The 24,127-nt window shown below is 72.0% G+C and carries 16 protein-coding genes; 5 read left to right on the forward strand and 11 right to left on the reverse strand.

What is annotated here, in order from left to right:
• Positions 1–446 precede the first annotated feature (446 nt).
• On the reverse strand, positions 447–1,646 hold the full coding sequence (locus SLINC_RS31765) for a Cmx/CmrA family chloramphenicol efflux MFS transporter (protein WP_067445917.1): 1,200 nt from the start codon (positions 1,644–1,646) through the stop codon (positions 447–449).
• Between the two features lie 214 nt (positions 1,647–1,860).
• Complete coding sequence (locus tag SLINC_RS31770; RefSeq protein WP_225988301.1) at positions 1,861–3,111, reverse strand: glycosyltransferase 87 family protein; 1,251 nt, start codon at positions 3,109–3,111, stop codon at positions 1,861–1,863.
• A 327-nt stretch (positions 3,112–3,438) separates the two neighbouring features.
• On the opposite strand from SLINC_RS31770, the gene SLINC_RS48165 reads away from it, so the two are divergent.
• Together SLINC_RS48165 and SLINC_RS31780 are read left to right on the forward strand one after the other, a co-directional pair.
• Entirely contained in the window at positions 3,439–7,272 is a 3,834-nt protein-coding gene (locus SLINC_RS48165) for an nSTAND1 domain-containing NTPase (protein ID WP_067440286.1), read from the forward strand.
• 80 nt (positions 7,273–7,352) lie between these two features.
• Positions 7,353–7,949, forward strand: a complete 597-nt coding sequence (locus SLINC_RS31780) for a YdeI/OmpD-associated family protein (protein WP_067440289.1) — start codon at positions 7,353–7,355, stop codon at positions 7,947–7,949.
• A gap of 11 nt (positions 7,950–7,960) precedes the next feature.
• Here the strand turns inward: SLINC_RS31780 and SLINC_RS31785 are convergent, their stop codons facing one another.
• Positions 7,961–8,515, reverse strand: coding sequence for a YceI family protein (locus tag SLINC_RS31785; RefSeq protein WP_067440292.1), 555 nt, complete (start codon positions 8,513–8,515; stop codon positions 7,961–7,963).
• A gap of 150 nt (positions 8,516–8,665) precedes the next feature.
• Between SLINC_RS31785 and SLINC_RS31790 the strand changes: the two genes are divergently transcribed.
• The 3 genes from SLINC_RS31790 to SLINC_RS31800 all read left to right on the forward strand — a co-directional run bounded on the left by SLINC_RS31790 (position 8,666) and on the right by SLINC_RS31800 (position 13,004).
• Positions 8,666–11,002 carry a polysaccharide lyase 8 family protein gene (locus SLINC_RS31790; protein ID WP_107406707.1) on the forward strand — a complete coding sequence of 779 codons (2,337 nt, stop codon included), beginning with the start codon at positions 8,666–8,668 and terminating at the stop codon, positions 11,000–11,002.
• A 154-nt stretch (positions 11,003–11,156) separates the two neighbouring features.
• Positions 11,157–12,752 (forward strand): acyl-CoA carboxylase subunit beta, encoded by a 1,596-nt coding sequence (locus SLINC_RS31795; RefSeq protein ID WP_067440298.1) that lies wholly within the window; start codon positions 11,157–11,159, stop codon positions 12,750–12,752.
• Positions 12,753–12,809: 57 nt separating this feature from the next.
• Positions 12,810–13,004 carry an acyl-CoA carboxylase subunit epsilon gene (locus SLINC_RS31800; protein ID WP_067440300.1) on the forward strand — a complete coding sequence of 65 codons (195 nt, stop codon included), beginning with the start codon at positions 12,810–12,812 and terminating at the stop codon, positions 13,002–13,004.
• A gap of 157 nt (positions 13,005–13,161) precedes the next feature.
• Here the strand turns inward: SLINC_RS31800 and SLINC_RS31805 are convergent, their stop codons facing one another.
• The 8 genes from SLINC_RS31805 to SLINC_RS31840 form a co-directional block, all read right to left on the reverse strand.
• On the reverse strand, positions 13,162–13,743 hold the full coding sequence (locus tag SLINC_RS31805; RefSeq protein ID WP_026248371.1) for a GTP-binding protein: 582 nt from the start codon (positions 13,741–13,743) through the stop codon (positions 13,162–13,164).
• Positions 13,724–14,320, reverse strand: coding sequence for a DUF742 domain-containing protein (locus tag SLINC_RS31810; RefSeq protein WP_067440302.1), 597 nt, complete (start codon positions 14,318–14,320; stop codon positions 13,724–13,726). Before SLINC_RS31810 ends, SLINC_RS31805 begins: the two co-directional genes overlap by 20 nt.
• A gap of 96 nt (positions 14,321–14,416) precedes the next feature.
• On the reverse strand, positions 14,417–14,830 hold the full coding sequence (locus SLINC_RS31815) for a roadblock/LC7 domain-containing protein (RefSeq protein ID WP_007384910.1): 414 nt from the start codon (positions 14,828–14,830) through the stop codon (positions 14,417–14,419).
• Between the two features lie 10 nt (positions 14,831–14,840).
• Positions 14,841–18,182 carry a sensor histidine kinase gene (locus tag SLINC_RS31820; RefSeq protein ID WP_067440307.1) on the reverse strand — a complete coding sequence of 1,114 codons (3,342 nt, stop codon included), beginning with the start codon at positions 18,180–18,182 and terminating at the stop codon, positions 14,841–14,843.
• Between the two features lie 398 nt (positions 18,183–18,580).
• Positions 18,581–19,156 carry a GTP-binding protein gene (locus SLINC_RS31825; protein WP_067440310.1) on the reverse strand — a complete coding sequence of 192 codons (576 nt, stop codon included), beginning with the start codon at positions 19,154–19,156 and terminating at the stop codon, positions 18,581–18,583.
• Complete coding sequence (locus tag SLINC_RS31830) at positions 19,137–19,532, reverse strand: DUF742 domain-containing protein (RefSeq protein WP_030611532.1); 396 nt, start codon at positions 19,530–19,532, stop codon at positions 19,137–19,139. Before SLINC_RS31830 ends, SLINC_RS31825 begins: the two co-directional genes overlap by 20 nt.
• A 111-nt stretch (positions 19,533–19,643) precedes the next feature.
• Positions 19,644–20,057 carry a roadblock/LC7 domain-containing protein gene (locus tag SLINC_RS31835; protein ID WP_030667329.1) on the reverse strand — a complete coding sequence of 138 codons (414 nt, stop codon included), beginning with the start codon at positions 20,055–20,057 and terminating at the stop codon, positions 19,644–19,646.
• 9 nt (positions 20,058–20,066) lie between these two features.
• Complete coding sequence (locus tag SLINC_RS31840) at positions 20,067–23,903, reverse strand: sensor histidine kinase (RefSeq protein ID WP_067440312.1); 3,837 nt, start codon at positions 23,901–23,903, stop codon at positions 20,067–20,069.
• Between the last annotated feature and the right edge of the window lie 224 nt (positions 23,904–24,127).

Consider the following 24,127-nt stretch of genomic DNA (forward strand, 5'->3'; position numbering starts at 1 on the left):
TTGACCTGGGGGTGTGCAACCGAAACACAGAATTGACGCGCACATGTCATCAAGGGCAACAAAGAAAAGCCCATCGACTGGCATGGGCAGGACAAATTTCTGTTGCTGGATTATGAGAACGCGACGACCACCCGCACAAGGGGCGAGAACCAGCCACCAGCCCGGCGGCGAGGGCCCGCGCACGAGGAAGCCCGGCTGCTCCGGATGGAGTCCGAGCCGCCGAAGCGCCTCGGACTCCACGTCGACGGTGAACCACCCGTGCCACCGCCCGTCGGCCCCCGGCCCGCACGCGAGCCCGAACCGGATCTCGTCCTCCACGAACGGCATCCAGTCGATCCCGCGGTCCCGCGGTCAAGCCCGCACGGCCGCCAGGGGACGCGGTCGGCCGTCGGCGTTCTCGCAGGCGGCGACGGTCACCCAACCGGGGTGCACTGCACGGATGTCGGTCATGCCGACCATGATGCGGGAGTACGCCGACGATCCGCGCCCGCATTCCCGCGCGCCGACGCGTACGCCGCCCCACCCGCCACCACCAACGCCACGGCGACCAGCCCCGCGGCGGCCCACACCGGCGACCGGTAACCGCCCCCGGAGCCGATCACCGTGCCGCCGAGCCAGGGGCCGCAGGCGGCGCCGATGTTGAAGGCGGCCGTGGCGAAGGCGCCGGCGAGGGTGGGGGCGGTGGGGGCCGTGTGGAGGGCCCGCGAGATGAGGGTGGAGCCGACGGCGAAGGAGAGGGCGCCCTGGACGAGGACCAGCCCGAGGGCGAGCGGCGGGTGTTCGGCGCCCAGGGCGAGGGCGCACCAGCCGAGGCAGAGGACGGTGCCCCCGGCGCCGACGACCGTCCCGGGCCGCCGGTCGGCGAACCGCCCGCCGACCCGTACACCCGCGAACGCCCCGAGCCCGAACAGCGCGAGCACCACCGGCACCCGACTCGCCTCCAGCCCGGTGACGTTGGTGACCAGCGGGGCGAGATAGGTGAAGGTGCAGAAGGTCGCCCCGTTCACCAGCGCGCCCAGCAGCAGGACGGTGAGCAGCCGGGGCTCGCGCAGGGCCCGCAGTTCGGCGCGCAGAGCGGGGGCCGGCCGTACGGACTCGGCGGTACCGGCCGGCACGGCCCGGGCCACCGCCACCACGGCTGGCAACGACAAGGCGGTCACCGCCCAGAACGCCGAACGCCACCCCCAGAGGTGGCCCAGCAGCGCCCCGGCGGGCACCCCCACCACGCAGGCGAGGGTCACCCCGCCCAGCAGCACCGACGTGGCCCGCCCCTTGGCGTCCGCCGGCACCATCGCCGCGGCCGTCACCAGCGCGACGGCCAGGAACCCGGCGTTGGCGAGCGCCCCCACCACCCGGGTGGCGAGCAGCACCCCGAAACTGTCGGTCAGCGCACCGACGACGTGCACGCCCATGAAGGCGAGCAGGAATCCCAGCAGCGCACCCCGCCGCGACCAGCGCCGGGCGAGCCCGGCCATCAGGGGTGCCCCGACGACCATCCCCGCGGCGAAGGCCGAGGTGAGCGCCCCCGCGGCGGGGACGGAGACGTGCAGATCCCGGGCGATGTCCGGTACCAGACCGGACAGCATGAACTCGGACGTGCCCTGGGCGAACACGGCGACGCCCAGCAGGAACAAAGCGAACGGCATGAGGAAACTCCGCAACCCGAAGTCGTAGAAGAAGACACACACGACACGCGGAACCGGCCGTCCGGCAGCGGTGAGCGACGAGGGCGCGACGACTTCGGGGGTGCGCGACGCACCACCCGGAGAAGGAGGAAGGGACTCAGCCCGGCATCACGACCAGCCACCGGAGAACCGGTGGCCGGAGTCTGGACGCCTCGGGACTGGACACGCGGGCAGGCTACCCGTGGCCGGTCGGCGGGGCGACCGAATAAACCGAACGGACGGGGTCCGCGTGGTCGGCGCGGGAGGGCCCGGTGGGGGACGACGTGGGGGACGACGGCAGCCGGAACCAGGCCGCGAGGACCAGGGGGAGGACGAGGTAGCCGAACCGGGTGGCCGGGATCAGGCAGATGGCGATGCCCAGGCCGACGGCCAGCCGGTCCGCCGCGGCCCGGACGGTACCGGGCGGGCGTATCAGGAGCGAGACGGCCACCCCGAGCGCGGCGGTCGCGAGCGCTGCCGTGGCGAGGGTGGAGCCGCCGGGGACATGGGCGGCCAGCAGGTGGCCCGGCAGGGGGCTGGCGGCCGGGGAGCGCACACCGCCCTCGCCGAGGGGGAAGAGGACGACGTGCTCGACGAAGGCGTGCGGGTCGGCGAGGGCGACGGGTATGACCGCCAGCGCGCTCACCGACAGGGCGGTGGCGGCCGCGCGCAGAGTCGTCCGGCGGCCCGCCGTGACCGCGAGCAGGACCAGACCGACCGGCAGCAGCGGCCACGCCGTCCACTTCAGCGCGGCCGCGGCCCCCATGGCCACACCGGCCGCCACACCGGAGCCGCCCCGGCCGGCCAGCGCCAGGCCCAGGCACATCAGCCCGACCACCGGCAGGTCCACCCCGCCGACGGCCAGCGGGAGTGCGACCGCGGGGAACCCGGAGAGCAGCGCCACCGTGCTCACGGGGCCCGCCGCCGACGCCTTGAGGGCCGCTCCGGCGGGCCGCCGGGCGGCGAAGAACATGCAGACCAGGAAAGCGAGGCCGAACCACACCCGCGCGTCGGTGAGCGGACCGGCGCCGAACAGCGCGCGGGGTACGCCGAAGAGCGCCATGCCGGGCAGATACGGGTTGTACTCCACGGTCCGTGCCGGATCCGGCAGGTACGGGCTGCCGGAGTCCAGCAGCAGAGCGCCGGAACGCTCGACGACACCGACCTCGGACTGGGCGTCGCCCGACGCCACGAGCACCGCCAGCGGTACGAGGACCGCCCCGGCGAGCGCGGCGAGCGCCCCGCTCCGGTTCCAGGAACGCGCGTCCCGCAGGGTGAGCACGGCCGCCGTGGCGTACCCGGCGGCCGCGCAGGTGCCCCACACCCGGTGCGGACCGAGCGCCGTCGTCGTCGCCAGCACCAGGGCGAACCCCGCGCACGCCGCCCAGTAGGCCCAGGCCCAGCGGGCCGCCCTACCGGAAGGCGCGGGCCGCCCGAGGTGTCCCACCCCCGTGAGGACACCTCGGGCAGTGCGCGAGGGCCGTGCGGAGGCCCTCCGGGTCATCGTCATGTCGCCTCTCACGAGCGTCGTCCAAGTCGTCGGAAGGGACCGCACGGATGCGGCGCGGTCCCTGCAACGAGGCCCGCGACAACGAGTTCAGCGGCCGGCGCGTTGTTCAGCAGCCACCGCACGCCACTGAGAACAAAACGAAAACGCCTGGTCGTCGGCGGTCGGACGCCTTGCGGGCGGTCCGCGGGGTTCCTTAGGGTGGCGACGCCGAACACACGTCTGTGTCGCAGGGGGCAGGCGGAACCGGGGGGAGACGGAGCGGACATGGGCCGTCGCGAGACTCCTGTCGACCCGGCCGCCGGACCGGTCCCGCGGTTCGCCTACGAGCTGCGCAAGCTGCGCCAGGAGGCCGGCGGCGTCACCTACCGCGAACTCGCCCGCCGCGCCCACTTCTCGGTCACCGCGCTCTCCCAGGCCGCCGCCGGTGAGCAACTGCCCTCGCTCCAGGTGACCCTGGCCTACGTCCGGGCCTGCGACGGCGACGAGCCGGAGTGGGAGCGGCGCTGGCAGGAGACGGAACGGGAGGTCCGCGAGGCCACCGCCCGCCAGGACGACGACGCCGAGCCGCCGTACCAGGGCCTGGCCCGCTTCGAACCCGACGACCACGACCGGTACTTCGGCCGCGACCGGCTCGTCACCGCGCTGCGGGAGCTGGTCCACGAGCGCAGGTTCACCGCGGTCTTCGGCCCCTCCGGCAGCGGCAAGTCCTCCCTCCTGCGGGCCGGGCTGATCCCCGCCCTGCGCGCCGAGCGCGAACTCGCCGCCATCCGCGTCCTCACGCCGGGCGGACACCCGGCCCACACCCACGCCGACGTACTGAAGGCCGTACGAGAACCGGCCGTGCGCGAAGAGGGCGCGGGGCAGTCGGAGGGGACCGGGCGTGACGTGCTCCTCGTCGTCGACCAGTTCGAAGAGGCATTCACCCTCTGCCGGGACGCGGCCGAACGCCGCGCCTTCATCGACCTGCTGCTCACCGCCCGCACGCCCGAGTCCCGGCTGCGGGTCGTCATCGCCGTCCGCGCGGACTTCTACGGCCGATGCGCCGAACACCGGGGCCTGGCGGACGCGTTGGGGGAGGCCGGGCTGCTGGTGGGGCCGATGGACCCGGCCGAGCTGCGCGAGGTGATCGTCAAACCGGCCCAGGCGGCGGGCCACATCGTCGAACGGACCCTGACCGCCCGCCTGGTGGAGGAGATCGCGGAGGAACCCGGCGGCCTCCCCCTGCTGTCCCACGTCCTGCGCGAGACCTGGCGCCGCCGCCACGGCCGGGCGCTGACCCTGGAGGCGTACGAGGCCGCGGGCGGTGTGCACGGCGCCATCGCCCAGACCGCCGAGGAGGTCTACGCCGGGCTCTCCACCGACCACGCGGAACTCGCCCGCCTGATCCTGCTGCGGCTGATCACCCCCGGCGAGGGCTCCCAGGACACCCGCCGCCCAGTCGATCGCGCCGAACTCGACTTCACGCACCCGCCGGGGCCGGCCACCACCCCTCCCGCCGCCCCCGCCGACGCGCCCCCGACCGCGCGCGCCCCCGACATCTCCCTCGTCCTGGACCGTCTCGCCCGAGCCCGGCTGATCACGCTCGACCACGACACCGTCGACCTCGCGCACGAGGCGCTGATCACCGCCTGGCCGCGGCTGTCCGGCTGGATCGACGCCGAGCGCGAACAACTGCGGGCGCACCGGCGGTTGACCGACGCGGCCCGCACCTGGGACGAGCTGGGCCGCGACCCGGGCGCCCTCTACCGCGGCACACGGCTGGCCGCCGCGGAGGAGCAGCTCGCCGACGCCTCGCTCACCGTGCCGGAGCGCGCCTTCCTGACCGCGAGCAGCGGCGCGCGCCGGGGCGAACGCCGCAGGCGCCGCGGTCTCGTCGGAGCCCTCGCCACCCTGCTGGTCCTCGCGCTCGTCGCCGGCGCCGTGGCCTGGCAGCAGGGCCGCACCAGCGACCGGCGGCACGTGGAGGCCGAGGCCCGTCGGATCGCCGCGGTCGCCGACAGCGTGCGCTTCTCCGACCCCCGCACCGCGATGCGGCTCAGCGTGGCCGCCGCACGGCTCGCCGACACGACCGAGACCCGGTCGGCGCTGATCGGGGCGATGGCCCAGCGGGACGAGGACGTGTTCGCGGTGCCCGGCGCGGACGACGGCTTCGACGGCTCGGGCAACGACGTGCGCCGGGTGACGGCGGACGGCACCTCCGTGGTGTCCGTCACCGCCGACCGGGTCAGGATCTGGGACCTGCGCACGCACCGGCTCACCCTCTCCGCACCGGGTCCCGGGAAACGGATGGACGGTGTCCCGGCCGCCGTGGGCCCGGACGGCCGGACACTCGCGTTGCTGGCCGGCGAGGGGATCCAGCTGTGGGACGTGCGGACCGCGCGCGTGACCAGGACGCTCCCCGGTGTGGACGCCACACAGCAGCCGGAGGTCGGTTTCGGCGGCCCCACCCTCGCCGCGGCGGACTGGAACGGGGACGTCCACGCCTGGGACCTGCGCACCGGCCGCCGGATGCTGCGGATCTCCGGGGTCACCGCGGACGGCCTGGCCGTCAGCCCCGACGGCCGGTGGCTCGCCCTGTGCACGGGCGCCCGGGCGGTGCAGATCTGGGACGTCGCGCACCGCAGGAAGGCCTCGGCGCCCTGGGCCGCGCGGGTGCGCCCGGGCGACTGCCTCGACGACACGCTGGCGTTCACCCCGGACAGCCGGACACTCACCGCCGTCAGCGGCGACGGAGTCCGCGGGTGGGACCTGCGCACCGGCCGCCGGACCCTGTTCTTGGAGGCGGCCGGGCTGACCCAGGTCTGGTTCGGCGCCGACGACAGGTTCCTCATGGCCACGGGACCCCACCAACTCCTGGTGTGGCGGGTGGCGAACCCGTATCTGCCCGTGCTGCGCAAGCGGCTGACCGCCGACGAGTGGACCGGCGTCACCCTCGACCGCGGCGCCGGCGCGGTGCGCTACCTCAGCGGCTCGGGGACCGTCGTACGCTCGCTGTCACTCGGCGGGGCCAGGTCCGAACAGTGGCCGACGACGATGGCGTACCGGGCGCAGCTCTCCGGTGACGGCCGGATCCTGGCCCGCTCGGTCGACCAGGGCGGCGGACGGCGCTGGCAGGTCGTGGACACCCGCAGCGGCCGGGTGGTCTTCGAGCCCCCGGGCGGCACCTGCCCCGAGGGGGAGGACCGGGTCTGCGCCGACCTCGTGGCCCTCAGCGACGACGGCCGCCACCTCGCGCGCGCCCGGAGCCTGGACCACCACCGGGCGGGGACGCCGGACGCGACCCGCATCACCGTGTGGGACGTCAGGACCCACCGCGCGTACGCCACCGTGGACATCCCGTCGGCCGGACAGGACGCCTTCGCCGTCAACGGGATCGCCCTCGACGCCCACGCCCGCACCCTGGTGGTGTTCCGGTCGGCGTTCCGGCCGTCCGTCGAACTGTGGGACCTGCGCCGGGAGAAACGGGTGAGGACGGTGCGCAGTGGCCGCCCCGGCGACTCCGTCGCCTACGACTCCACCGGCACGGCCATGGCCCTGCGCCCCGACGGGGACCGGCTGGTGACCCAGGACGGGCTGGTCGCCGATCTCGGCGCCGGACGCGTGGAACCCCGCGTGCTCGGCGAGGACATGCTCCGGACGGCGGCTTTCAGCCCGGACGGCACCCGTCTGGCGGTGGGCGACATCCTGGGCCGGGTCACCCTGTGGGACGGGTCGGCGCGCACCCGCCTGGGTGTGCTGGACGGATCCGCCTCCGATGCCGGGGCCGAGCTGACGGGCGGAGTGACCGCGCTGGCCTTCTCCCACGACAGCCGCACCCTCGCGGTCGCGGACTCGGAGGGCACCGTGCGGCTCTGGGACGTCTCCTCGCAACGGCTCCTCGGCACCGCCCTGCCGACCCCGGGCGACCAGGCGCTGGCGCTGGCCTTCGGCCCGGGCGACGGCACGCTGTACGCCTCCGGCACCCACATCGCCGTACAGAAGTACGACCTCGCGCCGGACCATCTCGTCGCCCAGGTCTGCGCCCGCGCCGGCTCCGGCCTGTCCCGCGCCGACTGGCGGACGTACCTCCCGGACATCCCGTACCGCCGGACCTGCTGACGCGCCGAGCCACCGAGCCACGTACCGGCGAACTCGCCGATCCCCGGCGCCGGGACACGTCCCCCGCATACGGTGTCGCCGTGTCCTCCTCCGACTCCGGTTCCGACTCCGTCGACTCCGGCGAACCCCGTCCCTTCCGCTCCGCTGCCGACCTCGACGCCTGGCTGAGCGCCCACCCCGCGCCGTACCCGGGGCTGTGGGTGAAGGTCGCGAAGAAGGGCTCGGGTCTGCCCTCCGTGACCGCCGCCGAGGTCAACGACGTGGCCCTGTGCCACGGCTGGATCACCGGGCATCGCAAGAGCCTGGACGCCGTGCACTACCTCCAGCGGATCACCCCGCGCCGGCCCGGCAGCCTCTGGTCGATGGTCAACGTGCGCCGCGTGGAGGAACTGACCGCCGCCGGCCGTATGCGCCCCGCGGGTCTCGCGGAGGTGGCCGCGGCGAAGGCGGACGGGCGGTGGGAGAAGGCGTACGCGTCACAGCGTGAGGCCGCGGTTCCCGACGACCTGGCCGCCGCGCTGGAGCGGGACCCGGCGGCCCGGGCGGCCTTCGAACGCCTCGGGAGAACGGACCGCTACCTGCTCGCGCTCCCTCTCCTGCGGGCCCGTACCCCGCGGAGCCGGGCGGAGCGGCTGTCGGCCGCGCTCACCCGGCTGACCCGGGACCCACCGCCGTGAACGGCGTGGGCTCAGGCGTTCTTGATCGCGGAGATGTCGAAGCTCAGCTTGATCTTGTCGGAGATCAGGACGCCGCCCGTCTCCAGGGTCGCGTTCCAGGTCAGGCCCCAGTCGGAGCGCTTGATCTCCGCCTTGCCCTCGAAGCCGACGCGCTCGTTGCCGAAGGGGTCCTTGGCGGAACCGTTGAACTCCAGGTCGATGCTGATCGGCCGGGTGGTGCCGAGGATGGTCAGGTCACCGGTGATCCGGTAGTCCTCGTCCCCGAGCGCCTCCGCCTTGGTGGAGCGGAAGGTCATCGTCGGGAACTCCTCGATCTTGAAGAACTCCGCGCTCTTGAGGTGCCCGTCACGGTCCGCCGACCCGGTGTCGATGCTGTCCATCTTGACGTCGATGGAGGCCGTCGACGCGGCCGGGTCGCCGCCGTCCAGGTGCAGCGAGCCGCTGAAGTCGACGAACTTGCCCTTCACGTTGGTCACCATGGCGTGGCGGACGGTGAAGCCGATCGTGGAGTGGGCGGTGTCGATCGTGTAGTCGCCGGTCAGTGCGGTCAGGTCGGTGTTCGCCATGGCGTGCTCCCAGAAGTGAGGATGTTGAACGTTGAACTATCTAACGGAAACGACGGTAGGCCTATTCCATTCAACTTTCAACATCATTGACGAAGTATCGGCGGGAGAGCCGACGGGAGAGCCGACGAAGGTGTCGGCGGGAGCACCGGCGTGAGCCGCCCCAGCCGCCGAGCCGTCCTGCTCACGGCGGCCCTCCTGGCCACCGTCGCCCCCACCCGACGCGACGACCCGGCCGATCCGGCCGACCCCTACGACACGCTCCGCCGCCGCTGGCTCGACATCGCCCTCGGCACCGGCTACGACCCCGCCGCCGAGCCCTACGCCTCCCGCCTCGCCGAGACCGGCCGACTCGCCCGCGGCTTCCGCGCGAGCATGACCCCGACCGCCACCTCCCTGTGGCCCGGCCAGCCCTACGACCCGCCCGCCGGCATCACCCAGAGCTACGGCCGCCTGTGGACCATGACCAGGGCCTACGTCTGCCCGGGCACCGGCTCGACCGGCGACGAGACGCTCCTCGCCGCCACCCTGCGCGGCCTCGACCACCTCTCCGCGACCGTCTACAACCCCGGCACCACCCGCTACGGCAACTGGTGGGAATGGCAGATCGGCAGCCCCCGTCCGCTCATGGACATCACGGCCGCCCTGTACGACCACCTCGCCGACGCCCAGCGGGCCGCCGCCTGCGCCGCCGTCGACCACTTCATCCCCGACGGCATGCTCACCGACTACTCCGGCACCTCCACCGGCGCCAACCGCGTCGACCTGTGCCGCTCGGTCGCCGTGCGGGGGATCGTCGGCCGAGCCCCCGACCGGATCGCCCTCGCCCGCGACGCGCTCTCCCCGGTCTTCCCGCACGTCACCCGGGGCGACGGCCTCTACGCCGACGGCTCCTTCGTGCAGCACACCTGGGTCGCCTACTCGGGGACCTACGGCCAGGTCATGCTCGACGGGCTCGGCCGCCTCTTCGCGCTGCTCGCCGGATCCGAGTGGGAGGTGACCGACCCGAACCGGCAGATCATCCTGGACAGCGTCGAGCACGCCTACGCGCCCCTCATCCACGACGGCCTGGTCATGGACAGCGTCAACGGCCGTGCCATCAGCCGGGGCCTGCTCAAGAGCGACGACCGCCACGTCCTGCGCGGCGACCACTTCCACGGCCAGGGCATCATCGCCGCCATCGCCCTCCTCGCGGCCGGCGCGAGCCCGGCCGAGCGCGAGCGCTGGTACGGCCGTGTCAAGGGCTGGATCGAACGCAACGCCCGGGACGCCGGGCACGCCGGGAGCGCGGTCACACCGATCCTGACCGCCCCTCAGTACGACGTGGCCGACCTCGCCCGCCTGCACGCGGTCGCCGGCTCCCCGGTCCCGGCCGCCCCCGAACCCCACGGCCACCGGCTCTTCGCCGCCATGGACCGGGCCGTCCACCGCGGCCCCGGGTTCACCGCGAACATCGCCATGGCGAGCGACCGTATCGCGTACTACGAGTGCGGCAACGGCGAGAACCCGCGCGGCTGGCACACCGGCGCAGGCCTGCTCTCCTGGTGGCCGGACGGCCGCTCGGACCAGTACACCGACTGGTTCTGGCCCACCGTCGACTGGTACCGCCTGCCCGGCACCACCGTCTCCACCCGGCGCCTGGCCGACCGGGCGGGCGGCGAGTGGGGCGAGCCCAAGCCGGACGTGCGATGGGTCGGCGGCACCACCGACGGCGAGTACGCGGCGATCGGCCAGCATCTGAAAGGGCTCCAGTCCACGCTCCAGGCCCGCAAGTCGTGGTTCTGCCTGCCCGACGCGATCGTCTGCCTCGGCGCGGGCATCACCTGCGCCGACGGCGTCCCGGTCGAGACGGTCGTCGACAACCGCAACCTCGGGGAGGGCGGGACGCCGGAGTTCGTACGAGGAAGGGGCTGGGCCCATCTCCAGGGTCACGGCGGCTGGCTGGTCCCCGACGGCGAGCTGCGCACCCTGCGCGAGGACCGCACCGGCGCCTGGTCCGACATCAACACCACCAGCACGACCGAGCGCCGCACCCGCCGCTGGCAGACCCTCTGGCTGGACCACGGCACCGACCCGACGGACGCCGGCTACCTCTACGTCCTGCTGCCGGGCGCCTCCCGCCGTACGGTCGCCGCCCGCGCCGCCGACCGGCACTGGCTGTCGGTCCTCGCCAACGACACCACCTGCCAGGCGGTCCGCGTCGCCGGGGTCACGGCGGCCACCTTCTGGCGTCCCGGCACGGCCGGTGGTGTGACCGCCTCGGCCGGCGCGAGCGTCCTGGTCCGCCGCCGGGGCGGTACCGCCACCCTCCACGTCAGCGAGCCGCCCCGTACCGGCGAACCCCTGGAGATCACCTGGGACCGTCCGGTACGCCGGGTGATCCGGGCCGACGACTCGGTCGAGGTCCTGGCCACGGGCCGCCGTCTGCGCGTCCGTGTCACTCCGGGGAGGGCATGTGCCACCCATGGATGTGAGGTGACTCTCAGCTGACCACTTTGTGCGACCTCTACAAGGGGGAGGCCCTCTGAGCAGTCGGAACGGCTGCATGCCGGTGAGGTTCTGTTCAGTGGTACCAGGAAAACGCTCCGGAGACTGTACGGAGTCGACGGCAGGCTTTCCTTGGCTGGCTTCGTAAGGTCGCTACATGACCGTTTTGGATGAGGCGCAGGGTGAGTCGACGGGCGAGCCCACGGACGCGCGCGGGCGAGTGGCCGAACTGCACGACATCCGTGCGCAGGCCCTGGCCGGCCCGAGCGAGAAGGCGACCGAGGCGCAGCACGCCAAGGGCAAGCTGACCGCGCGGGAGCGCATCGAGCTGCTCCTCGACCCCGGTACCTTCCGGGAGGTCGAGCAACTGCGCCGGCACCGGGCCCAGGGCTTCGGCCTGGAGGCCAAGAAGCCGTACACCGACGGTGTCATCACCGGCTGGGGCACGGTGGAGGGCCGGACGGTCTTCGTGTACGCGCACGACTTCCGGATCTTCGGCGGCGCGCTGGGCGAGGCCCATGCCACGAAGATCCACAAGATCATGGACATGGCCATCGCGGCCGGTGCCCCGCTGGTCTCCCTGAACGACGGCGCGGGCGCCCGTATCCAGGAGGGCGTCTCCGCCCTCGCCGGCTACGGCGGCATCTTCCAGCGCAACACCAAGGCCTCCGGGGTCATCCCGCAGATCTCGGTGATGCTCGGCCCGTGCGCGGGCGGCGCGGCCTACAGCCCCGCCCTCACCGACTTCGTGTTCATGGTCCGCGAGACGTCCCAGATGTTCATCACCGGCCCGGACGTCGTCAAGGCGGTCACCGGCGAGGAGATCACCCAGAACGGCCTGGGCGGCGCGGACGTGCACGCCGAGACCTCCGGCGTGTGCCACTTCGCCTACGACGACGAGGAGACGTGCCTCGCCGAGGTGCGCTACCTGCTGTCGATGCTCCCGCAGAACAACCGCGAGAACCCGCCCCGCGCGGAGGCCACCGACGCGCCGGAGCGCCGCTCGGACGTCCTGCTCGACCTGGTCCCGGCCGACGGCAACCGTCCGTACGACATGACCAAGGTCATCGAGGAGATCGTCGACGACGGCGACTACCTGGAGATCCACGAGCGCTGGGCCCGCAACATCATCTGCGCCCTGGCCCGGCTGGACGGCCAGGTCGTCGGCATCGTGGCGAACCAGCCGTCGACGCTGGCCGGTGTCCTGGACATCGAGGCATCCGAAAAAGCTGCACGTTTCGTCCAGATGTGTGACGCTTTTAACATCCCGATCGTCACTTTCCTGGACGTCCCCGGGTTCCTCCCGGGCGTCGACCAGGAGCACGGCGGCATCATCCGCCACGGCGCGAAGCTGCTCTACGCCTACTGCAACGCGACCGTGCCGCGGATCTCGCTGATCCTGCGCAAGGCCTACGGGGGTGCCTACATCGTCATGGACAGCCAGTCCATCGGCGCCGACCTCACCTACGCCTGGCCGACGAACGAGATCGCCGTGATGGGCGCGGAAGGCGCGGCCAACGTCATCTTCCGCCGCCAGATCGCCGACGCCGAGGACCCCGAGGCCATGCGGGCCCGCATGGTCAAGGAGTACAAGTCCGAGCTCATGCACCCCTACTACGCGGCCGAGCGCGGCCTGGTCGACGACGTCATCGACCCGGCCGAGACCCGCGAGGTCCTCATCTCCTCGCTCGCGATGCTCCAGACCAAGCACGCCGACCTGCCCTCCCGCAAGCACGGCAACCCCCCGCAGTAACCCAGCGGACGCTCCGCGACACCCCAGCGGAAACCTCATCCACGGAGACTGTGACCTATGAGCACCCCTGACATCCGCGTCGAGAAGGGCCACGCCGAGCCCGAGGAAGTCGCCGCCATCACGGCGATCCTCCTGGCCCGCGCCGCCGCCCAGCCCGCCGACCCCACCCCGACCCACCGCGGCCGCCCCCGGGCCGGCTGGCGCCGCCTGGAGCGCGAGGGCGGCTTCCGCGCCCCGCACAGCTGGCGGTAAGCCGTAGGACGCCACAAAGAAGGGCCCCTCTCTTCGCAAGAGAGGGGCCCTTCTCGCGTGTCCCAAAGGGGCGCGGGGAACTGCGCGACAAGCCACTGGGCTGCCGCAGACGGCATGCAACCGTCCGGGGCAGCCCAGTAGCCGCACAACCGGAGTCCTACCGAAGACGAGCCATCAACGCATGCTCCACCAGCGTGATGAGCGCGGACTTCGCATCGGCCCGATGCCGCGCGTCCGTCGTGATGATCGGGGTGTCGGGACCGATCTGCAGGGCTTCCCGGACCTCGTCCGGGTTGTACGGCTGGTTCCCGTCGAACCCGTTCAGGGCAATCACAAAAGGAAGCCCCGAGTTCTCGAAGTAGTCGACCGCCGGGAAGCAGTCGGCAAGACGCCTCGTGTCGACGAGGACGATCGCGCCGATCGCGCCGCGCACCAGGTCGTCCCACATGAACCAGAAGCGGTCCTGGCCGGGCGTACCGAAGAGGTAAAGGATCAGGTCCTGGTCGAGGGTGATACGGCCGAAGTCCATGGCCACGGTGGTCGTGGTCTTGTCTCCGGTGTGGGTGAGGTCGTCGATGCCCGCGCTCGCGGACGTCATGACGGCCTCGGTGCGCAGCGGGTTGATCTCCGAGACGGCGCCGACGAACGTGGTCTTGCCCACGCCGAAGCCGCCAGCCACCACGATCTTCGCGGACGTGGTGGAGCGGGAAGGCCCTCCGCTAGAGCTTGCGAAGTCCACTGAGCACCCTTTCGAGCAGTGTCACGTCTGGCTGGCCGCCGGCGTTCTCGTCGCCGCCGGGCTGATGAATGGCGACCAGGCCCGCCTCCGCCAAGTCGGCGACGAGGATCCTGGCCACGCCGAGAGGGATCGTGAGGAGCGCCGAGATCTCGGCGACCGACTTGATTTCCCGGCAGAGGTGGCAGATCCGCTGATGCTCGGGCAACTGGCCCTGCATCTGATGCGGCTGCGCGGTGGTGTGCACCAGTGCCTCGATGGCGAGCTGGTAGCGCGGGCGGGTGCGGCCGCCCGTCATGGCGTACGGGCGCACCAGCGGGTTGCTGGCGCCTCCCGCGGGTGAAGGCTCAGGGGTGCGTCGGTGTGGCTGCACGGGCTGGATGCGCGGGGCCGGCGGCTGGTCGTACGGCGACGGCCCGGGACCCTGGGGGCCCTGGGGCGCGTACGGCTGCTGACGCCGCTGGCTCGGTGCGGAGGGGAAGTTGTACCGGTTCGGGTTCTGCGAACCGTCACCCTGGCCGCCCTGGGCAGGGCCGTACGACCAATCGCCCGCTGACGAACCGCCTGGGGGTGTTGCCACTTTCTCTCCTCCTCCGACTGTGCCGGGCACCCATCACTGTGGAGCCGCGTCCCGAAACCTTACGGCCCCGGGACGCCAAAACGCACCGTCTGTCTGTCAGTTGAGCAGGCTCCCCTGGAGCTCCGCACGCAGATCGGGCGTCAGGACCGAACCGGCACGGTCCACCAGAAGAGCCATCTCGTACCCGATGAGACCGATGTCCGCCTCCGGATGCGCCAGAACCGCGAGCGACGAACCGTCGGATACGGACATGATGAACAGGAATCCCCGCTCCATCTCCACAACGGTCTGGTTCACCGCGCCACCCTCGAAGATGCGCGAGGCACCCGCGGTCAGCGAGGTCAGACCGGAGGCGACGGCCGCAAGCTGGTCGGCACGGTCGCGCGGAAAGCCTTCGGACATCGCCAGAAGGAGTCCGTCGGCGGAGACCACCACGGTGTGGGACACCCCCGGGGTGTTGTCCACGAAGTTGGTGATCAACCAGTTCAGGTTCTGCGCCGCCTGGCTCATCGGGCTCACACTAACGCTCCTGGTTGTAGGTGCTGTCAGAACCGAAGCCCTGACCGTTCGTTTCACTGCCTGCGGTGCGTCCTCGCTGGACACCGCGGCGCAGGTTGCTCAGCCTGCCCCGGATGTCCTCGGGGGCGCGGGAGACCTGTGGGCCGCCCTGTGGGGTCGACTCGGCGGCTCCCTCGACCAGGTTGGCCTTGGGCACCCGCCGCGGCAGGCCGGAGGAGGTGACCCCGCCCGCCTTGGGCTTCCGGAGCTGCGAGGCCTGCTGCCAGCGCGCGTCGTTCGCCGAGCGCCAGGAGTCGGTGCCGTTGCTCTCCGGCGTGGAGGCCGGCGGCTCCTGGTTCGCAGGCCGCGTGCCGTTCGAGCCGTTCGCGCCGCCCGCGGTGGATCCGCGGCGGGGAAGGCCGGCGTCGGTCAGCTGGTGACCCGCGGTGGAGGGGCCCGGCCCCGGACGGTCGAAGCCTACGCGGTCCTGCTCGCTCACGTCAGCGGCCTGCGCGGATTCCGCTTCCGGAGCGTACTGGTCCGGGTATCCGTTCCGGTAGCCGTCCGACTGCGGCCAGTCATCCTGGTAGGACGGCTCTTCGAACGCCGAGAACCTCTCCGGCGCCGCACCCTGGGCCGGCGCGGGCTCCTCCTGAGCCGGCTCCGTATACGAGGGCTCCGGGTAGCCGCCGTTCGACGGGTAGCCGCCGTTCTGCGGCACGGAGCCGTTCTGGCCGCCGTTCGGGGAGAACAGGTCGTTCTGCGGCAGACCGCCGTTCGGCGCGTAGTACTGCTCGTCGTACGCCGGGCGCTGCTGCTCTTCGTACGCCGGCTGCTGCTGCTCTTCGTACGCCGGCTGCTGCTGCTCTTCGTACGCCGGCTGCTGCGGCTCTTCGTAGGCGGGCTGCCGGTCGAACGCGGCGGGGTCGGGGTGCTGCTGCTCCTGGAAGTCGCCCTGGGCGTTGCCGTAGCCGGACCGGGCGTCGAAGCCCTCGGCGTAGGCGGCGGACTCCGGGGACTCCTGGCCGTGGTTCTGGGCCTCCAGGGCCGCCCGGCGCTCCTCGCGCATCAGGGAGCGGCCCACCGGGTCCAGCTCACGTATGTCGTCCGGGACCTCGGCGTAGCGGCTGTCGTCGAAGCCCAGCTCCGCGGCCGTGCGCATCGGCAGGCCGTTGCTGAAGTCCTCGCCCTGGTAGCGCTGCTCCGGGATGATCTGCGAGACGGTGAACTCGTCCTGCATCGGCTGCTGCTCGCCGCCGCCACCGCCGTGGGTGATCGCGTCGGGCAGCATGACCAGGGAGGTCGTGCCGGCCTGCTCGCCGGAGGGGCGCAGCTGGACGCGGATGCCGTGCCGGTCGGAGAGGCGGCCGACCACGAAGAGGCCCATGCGCTGCGAGATCGCGGCGTCCACGGTGGGCGGGTTCGCGAGCTTGTGGTTGATGTCCGCGAAGTCCTCGGCGGTCAGACCGATGCCCTTGTCGTGGATCTCGATCATGATGCGGCCGTCGGGGAGACGGGTCGCGGTGACGCGGACCTTGGTCTGCGGCGAGGAGAACGTGGTGGCGTTCTCCAGCAGCTCGGCGAGCAGGTGCACGAGGTCGGTGACCGCGCGGCCGTGGATCTCGGCCTCCGGGACGCCGGACAGCTCGATGCGCTCGTACTGCTCCACCTCGGAGGAGGCGGCGCGCAGCACGTCGACCAGCGGGACCGGCTGGTCCCAGCGGCGGCCGGGCTCCTCGCCGGCGAGGACCAGGAGGTTCTCGCCGTTGCGGCGCATACGGGTGGCCAGGTGGTCCAGCTTGAAGAGGTTCTCCAGCTGGTCCGGGTCCGCCTCGTTGTTCTCCAGGTCGGTGATCAGGGTCAGCTGGCCCTCGATCAGGGACTGGTTGCGGCGCGAGAGGTTGGTGAAGATCGCGTTGATGTTGCCCCGCAGCAGGGCCTGCTCGGAGGCGAGCCGGACCGCCTCGCGGTGGACCTGGTCGAAGGCGCGGGCGACCTCGCCGATCTCGTCCCGGGTGTTGATCGGGATGGGCTGGACACGGGTGTCCACCCGGCCCGGGTCGGTGCGCGAGAGCTGGTCGACCAGCATCGGCAGCCGCTGCTCGGCGATACCGAAGGCGGCGTTGCGCAGCTGGCGCATCGCACGGGACATCTGGCGGGCCACCATGCCGGCCAGGATGAACGCGGCGAGCAGGGCGACGACGACGGCGGCACCGGTGATCAGCGCGTCCCGCTTGGCGCTGTCGGCGATGTCGGAGGCCTCGCTCACCGCGGTGTTGGCCAGATCCGTCTCGATCTTGTTGTACGCGTTGAACTTGAGCGTGGTGAGCGCCCACCAGTTCTGCGCGGTGACGCCCTGCTGGGCCAGCTCGGCACGGGCGCTGGGGTCCGTCGAGGACAGCGCGCCGAGCCGGGTGACCATCGCGGTGTCACCGGAGGGCGGCGGCACGTAGTCCGGGTCCTTGGCCTTGGCCTCCTGGGCCATCCGCGCGCCCTCGGCCCTGATCTGCCGGACTGCCTCGACCAGCTTGGCGTTGTCCTCCTCGGTACCGCCGCTCTGGTACTCCTGGATGGCGATGCCCTCCAGGTAGGCGTACGAGGACAGGGCGACGCGCTGCTTGGCCAGGTCCGCGGCGTCGGGGCCGGGCTTGATCAGCATGTGCATACCGATGGAACGGTCCAGGGAGACCGCGCCCTTGGTCAGCGAGATCGCGTAGACCGTACGGCCGTAGCTGGTGATGTTGCCGGTGCCCAGGCCGAGCTCGTTGGCGAACTCCAGCAGCCGGTGCTCGGTCTCGACGTAGCCCTCTTCGGTCTCCACGCCGTCGAGCCGGTCGGTGTAGGCGGCCTTGCGCAGGTCCGTCAGCTTCGGCTCGACCTCGCGGAAGCGGTCCAGGCGGCGCACCAGGTTGGCCCGGTCCGGCATGCTCTTGACGGCCTCGTCGAAGGCGTCGGCCGCCTTGTCGGTGTTCGCACGGGCCTGGACGACCGTCGGGTCCTTCTGGCCCTTGCCCTGGAGCAGGGGCGCGGCGGTGACGTCACGCTCGACGAGCAGTTCGTTGCCGTAGGCGAGCGCGGCCCGCACCAGACGCGCGGTGTTCTCCGCGTCCTCGGCCTCCTGCCAGGTGTCGATCGAGCTCTTCACCTGGAAGCCGCCCATGACGAGGCCGACCATCACGGGTATGAGCAGGATCGCGTTCAGCCGGGTCGGCACCCGCCAGTTCCGGGGGGAGAGACGGCCGCCGCTCGGAGCGGGCACCGCCGTTGGTTCCGATCCGGGCACAGGGGCGGGCGCCGCTCCGCGCGGCGGCGGGGTGAAGTTGCCCCGGGCCGACGGCTCGGGACCGTTCTTGCTTCGCCTCACTCGACCAACAACCTTCCGGCGGTCGGCACCAACGTTGTGCCGCAGTGTCTCAGAGCCCAGTACGCCTCGACTGTGAGTACGTCTTTGACTATTGGGCAGTTCAGGCATTCCAGCACGTCGGCCTACGCACCTCCAAACAGTCGGGGGTGGGCATGAGACGTGATGTAAGCCCTAGATAAAACGGTCATAAAGAGCGAGCCCCGTCAAATGACGGGGCCTTCGTGCGCGCAGCGGCACCAGTTGACCGCGACGCGTGGCCATACCACCCGATTCCTCTGCCGAAACGTTATGAACACCGGGGCCGACCGTGTCAAAGGACACAGTCGGCTCCGCCGCATCTACGACAACTGCCGTATGGTGCTGCCGACTTGGATGCCACTCGTAATGTGCCTGGGGAGTTACCTCAGACGTGCCATCAAAGCGTGCTCCACCAGCGTGATCAGCGCACCCTTGGCATCGGAGCGATGCCGGGCGTCGGTGGTGATGATCGGGGTGTCGGGGCCGATCTGAAGGGCCTCGCGCACTTCCTCCGGCTGGTAGGGCTGGTGCCCGTCGAAGCCGTTGAGCGCGACGACGAACGGCAGACCGGAGTTCTCGAAGTAGTCGACCGCCGGGAAGCAGTCGGCAAGACGCCGGGTGTCGACCAGGACCACCGCGCCGATCGCGCCGCGCACCAGGTCGTCCCACATGAACCAGAAGCGGTCCTGACCCGGCGTACCGAAGAGGTACAGGATCAGGTCCTGGTCCAGGGTGATACGGCCGAAGTCCATGGCGACCGTGGTGGTCGTCTTGTCCCCGGTGTGGGTGAGGTCGTCGATGCCCGCGCTCGCGGACGTCATGACGGCCTCGGTGCGCAGCGGGTTGATCTCGGAGACGGCGCCCACGAACGTGGTCTTGCCCACGCCGAAGCCGCCCGCGACCACGATCTTGGCGGAAGTGGTCGCCCGGCCTCCGTCAGAGCTTGCGAAGTCCACTGAGCACCCTTTCGAGCAGTGTCACGTCCGGAGCACCAGTGGACTCGTCGCCGCCGGGCTGGTGAATGGCGACGAGGCCGGCCTCCGCGAGGTCCGCGACAAGAATCCGGGCCACACCCAGCGGCATGGCCAGCAGCGCCGAGACCTCGGCGACGGACTTCACCTCCCGGCAGAGGTGGCAGATGCGCTGGTGCTCGGGGAGCAGTCCCATCAGCGCCGCCGGGTCGGCCGTGGTGCTGATCAGGGCTTCGATGGCGAGCTGGTAGCGCGGCCGGGTCCGGCCGCCGGTCATCGCGTATGGACGTACCAGCGGCTGGTCGCCCTCATCCTCGTACGGCTCCGCGTACGGATCATGAGAGGCGGTGGGCGGGGTCATGAATCCTCCGGGCGGGACAGCAAGTCGGTCAGTCAAGCCGTCTGACGAGGCCGGTGGGGGAACTGTGGCGGCCGGACGGTGATGTGGTGAGACGGATTGGATCCGAGCGGGTCAGTGGAGCAGACTTCCCTGGAGTTCGGCGCGCAGGTCGGGCGTGAGCACCGCGCCCGCCCGGTCGACCAGGAGCGCCATCTCGTAGCCGACGAGGCCGATGTCGCAGTCGGGGTGGGCGAGAACGGCCAGCGACGAACCGTCCGAGACGGACATGAGGAAGAGAAATCCTCGTTCCATCTCCACGACCGTCTGTGCCACGTCGCCGCCCTCGAAGATCCGGGAGGCGCCGGCCGTCAGTGAGGTGAGTCCCGACGCGACGGCCGCCAGCTGATCGGCACGGTCACGGGGAAAACCCTCGGACATCGCCAGCAGGAGGCCGTCGGCGGACACGACGACGGTGTGGGACACCCCGGGGGTGTTGTCCACGAAGTTGGTGATCAACCAGTTCAGGTTCTGTGCCGCCTGGCTCATCGGACTCAACTAACGCTCCTGCTGGTGAGTGGGGCTCGGGAAGCTACCGGTCTGGCCGGTACCGGGACCGGTACCCGCCTGTCGACCCTGCGCGATGCCCCGACGGAGATTGGTCAGCCGGCCGCGTACGTCATCAGGCGCACGCGAGACCTGCGGACCGGCTTGGTGCTGTTGCTGCTGAGCCGTGCCCGGGACGAGGTTCGCCCTGGGAACCCGGCGCGGCAGACCGGAGGTGGTGACACCGCCCGCGGCCGGCTGCCGTACGCGCTCCGCCTGCCGAACGAGATCGTCGTTCGGCGAGCTGCGCCAGGAGCCGGTTGCGGGACGTTGAGGGGCGGCCGGAGTCTGGGACTGCTGCCGCGGGGCCGCCGCCGGAGCCGAGTCGTTGCCGCTCTGCTGCTGCTCCTGCGGACCGCCGTGGAACCAGTTGGTCTCCAGCGTGTCGTACAGCGGCGTCCGTCCGTCGCCGGGGCCCGCCGGCGGCAACGCCTCGGGCTCCTGACGGGCGGGCCGCTGCTGCGGACGCGGCGGCATCGGCGGGCGCGGGGCACCGAAGTCGGCGCCCTGGTTGCCGTTGACCTGCGGGCGGTCGAACTGGCCCGTGACGGAGGAGGTCTCACCCGGGTCCCGGCCCGGCAGGGCGTGCTGCCCCGTGGAGCCGTCGTCGTAGCCGGGCCGACTGAACGGGCCGGTAGCCCCGTTGTCGCCACCCGGCGCCGCGAACTGGCCGGTGGAACCGTTGTCGTACGCCTGCGGGGAGGTGAAGCGGCCCGTGGTCGAGGGGGTGTTCTGACCGGGGGCGCCGAAGACGTCCGGGCGGACGTACCCGCCACCGTCCGGGTTCTGACCGGTGTTCTGCGGGACGTCGAAGTCGGAGCGGGTGAAGTCGTCGGCCGGACCGGGACCCTGACGGCCGTCGGGGCGCGGGATCGCGGGCATCTCCGCGGTCGCGCCCGGGCCCTGCCGGTCGTCGATCCGCGGCATCCGGGAGGTGTGCGCCGAGTCCTGCTCGTCATGGCCGCGCGGGGTGTCCAGCGAGGCCCGCGGCACCGGCGGCTGGGCGTTCTCGTCGCTCCAGCTGGGGGTGCGGGGCTGCTGCGGGTTGCCGCCGGGCAGCTCGGCCCGCGGACCACCGCGACCCGGCAGCTGCGGCCGGCGACGCCGGGACTGCGGCTGCTCACCGCTGTTGCCGGACGGCGGCTGCGCCGGGGGTGCGGGGTTCCGGGGGCCGCCGAAGGCGTCCTGACCGCCGCCGAAGGCGTCACGGCCGCTGCCGAACGAGTCCTGGCCGCCACCGAAGGGGTCCTGCGGGCCACCCGTGCCCGCGGCCTGGAGGCCCTGCGGGGCACCCGGCGCCTGGCCGCCGAAACCGGCGCCCGCACCACTCGGAGCCGGCCGGCCCTGCGGCGCACCCGGGCCCTGCGGCCCGCGCGCCCCGCCCGGACGACCGCTGTTGTCCCGGCCCGGCAGCGCGGCCCGCGGTCCCTGACCGGCGTTGAGCCGGCCACCCGTGGGCGCACCGCCACCGAGAGCGCCGGCACCGGGGGCACCGGCGCCGAGGGCACCGCCACCCGGCTGACCGCCGCGACGGGCGGCGGCGACACCGGCCGCGGCGGCCGCCGCGGCACCGCCGCCGGACGGACCGCCCTGGCCGGGCTTGCCCGGAGCGGGCTTCTTGCCGCCCTGGGCGACGTCGACGGGCAGCATGACCAGCGCGGTCGTACCGCCGGAGTCGGAGGGGCGCAGCTGGATGCGGATGCCGTGGCGCTGCGACAGCCGGCCGACCACGAACAGACCCATGCGGCGGGAGACCGACACGTCCACGGTGGGCGGCGAGGCGAGCCGCTCGTTGATCGCGGCGAGGTCCTCGGGGGAGAGGCCGATGCCGGTGTCGTGGATCTCGATCAGTACGCGGCCGTCGGGCAGCGCGTGACCGGTGACCTTGACCTTGGTCTGCGGGGAGGAGAACGAGGTGGCGTTCTCCAGCAGCTCGGCGAGCAGGTGCACGAGGTCGTTGACGACCCGGCCGGCCACTTCGGTGGTCGGCACGGACGACAGCTCGATGCGCTCGTACTGCTCCACCTCGGAGGCCGCGGCGCGGAGCACGTCGACCAGCGGGACCGGACGGGTCCAGCGGCGGCCGGGCTCCTCACCGGCGAGAACGAGGAGGTTCTCACCGTTACGGCGCATGCGGGTCGCGAGGTGGTCGAGCTTGAACAGCGAGGACAGCTGGTCCGGGTCGGCCTCGCGGGACTCCAGTTCGGAGATCAGCGACAGCTGGCGCTGGATCAGGCCCTGGGAGCGGCGCGAGAGGTTGGTGAACATCGCGTTGACGTTGCCCCGGAGAAGGGCCTGCTCGGCGGCGAGGCGGACCGCCTCGCGGTGCACGTCGTCGAAGGCCGCGGCCACCTGGCCGATCTCGTCCCGGGAGTGCACACCGACCGACTCGACGGAGGTGTCGACGTCCTGCGGGTCGGACTCGGACAGCTGCTTGACCAGCTCGGGCAGCCGGTCCTGGGCGACCTTGTTGGCGGACTCCTGGAGGCGGCGCAGCGAGCGGATCATGGAGCGGGCCACGACGAACGCGCCGACCAGCGAGATACCGAGGACGATCAGGATCAGCGCACCGGAGATGATCGCGTCGCGCTCCGACTCGTTGCGCAGCTCGCGGGCCTTCTGCTCCATCTGTTCGAGCAGTGTGTGCTCGATGTTGCCCATCTGCTCGATCTTGATCGAGCTGTCGTCCACCCAGTCCTTGTACGACCGCTTGTCCAGACCGGCCAGACCGTCCGTACGGCCCAGGGCACGGGCCGCGTAGAGGTCGGTGGCCTGGATGGTCGGGTTGCCCTCCTGGACGGGCTTGAGGAGCTCGGGGGCGGCGTCCGTGCCGTAGATGCTGCGGAAGCTCGCGAGGTCGGACTCCTCGCTCTGGAGCGCGCCCTCGGCGTAGAGGCGGTCGCTCTCGGCGAGGTCACCGGCGGTGTTGTTGCTGACGGGGAGCGCCGCCGCGAGGATCGCGCGCTGCACGGACGCGTACTCCTTGGCGGACGAGAAGGCCGCCAGGGCGCGCGTGCGCTGGATCATCTCGGGGTTGCTGGTGGCCTCCGCCATGTCCTGCGAGAGTTCCAGCAGGTTGGTGATGAGGCGGTGGTAGCCCTCGACCGTCTGGGAGGTGTTGCCGTCGGTCGTGTAGGCCGAGGAGCGGATCTTCGACAGGCCGGCCAGGTCGCGGACGAGGCCGACGAGGTTCTCGCGGACGCCCTGGAGGTTGCTGTCCTCGGTCGGGGTGTCGATGTCCTCGGCGGCGGCCTTGAAGGTGTCCACCGCCCGGTCCGTCTTGTCCCGGAAGCCCTTGACCGTGTAGTCGGTCGACGTCCCCGTCCTGTGCGCCAGCGGACCGGCCGACTGGTCGCGCTCCTCCTGGAGCGCGGCGGCCAGCTCGGTGGCCTGCTTGGTCATCTCCGTCAGCAGCTTCATGTTGTCGAGCTGCTGGATGTCGTCCATCGAGTCGTTGATGCGCAGCGCGCCCAGGGAGGTGGCCGCCACCACCGGGAGCGTGAGCAGAGCGACCAGACGCGTGGAGATGCGCCAGTTGCGCAGCGCTATTCGGGGGCCGGGGCCGGAGGGGCCCTTCGGCGGCTTCACCGCCGGCGTGGTCGGAGTGGACGGGCTCGACGACGCTGACGACACACCGGGGCGCCCGGAGCGCTCACCGCCGTCGCCGGACGGGGCCGTGCCCGGGTTCTGGGCGTGCTGGGGCGAGGAGCCGCCGGCCATGGGGCCGGTCCCGCCGCGCGGCTCCGGCTCCGCCGAAGCACTGCCATCCCTCTTGAAACGTCCCTGCACTAGCGTCGCAACCTCTGGACCAGGCGCCCTTCCGGATGAACGGAAGGACACGGTGTCGGCGTCGTAGGGAGCGTCCTGAATTACGCACCCTGGTGGTCGTGAGTGACCGGCGCTGGCTCCCCCTTCTCACCGCCGCTCGGCGCTTGTCTGCGCCCCCTGTGCGCCGGCTCGATCCCGCGGCGGTCCGTGGAATTCCAGCACAGTGCCGGATCTCCAACAAGGCC

The sequence above is a fragment of the Streptomyces lincolnensis genome, from assembly GCF_001685355.1.
Lineage (GTDB): Bacteria > Actinomycetota > Actinomycetes > Streptomycetales > Streptomycetaceae > Streptomyces > Streptomyces lincolnensis.

Coding starts and splice junctions, on each gene's coding strand:
- SLINC_RS31785 (WP_067440292.1), bottom strand. CDS start 8,515: ATGGCGAACACCGACCTGACCGCACTGACCGGCGACTACACGATCGAC.
- SLINC_RS31830 (WP_030611532.1), bottom strand. CDS start 19,532: ATGACCCCGCCCACCGCCTCTCATGATCCGTACGCGGAGCCGTACGAG.
- SLINC_RS48165 (WP_067440286.1), top strand. CDS start 3,439: ATGGGCCGTCGCGAGACTCCTGTCGACCCGGCCGCCGGACCGGTCCCG.
- SLINC_RS31765 (WP_067445917.1), bottom strand. CDS start 1,646: ATGCCGTTCGCTTTGTTCCTGCTGGGCGTCGCCGTGTTCGCCCAGGGC.
- SLINC_RS31795 (WP_067440298.1), top strand. CDS start 11,157: ATGACCGTTTTGGATGAGGCGCAGGGTGAGTCGACGGGCGAGCCCACG.
- SLINC_RS31815 (WP_007384910.1), bottom strand. CDS start 14,830: ATGAGCCAGGCGGCGCAGAACCTGAACTGGTTGATCACCAACTTCGTG.
- SLINC_RS31835 (WP_030667329.1), bottom strand. CDS start 20,057: ATGAGCCAGGCGGCACAGAACCTGAACTGGTTGATCACCAACTTCGTG.
- SLINC_RS31800 (WP_067440300.1), top strand. CDS start 12,810: ATGAGCACCCCTGACATCCGCGTCGAGAAGGGCCACGCCGAGCCCGAG.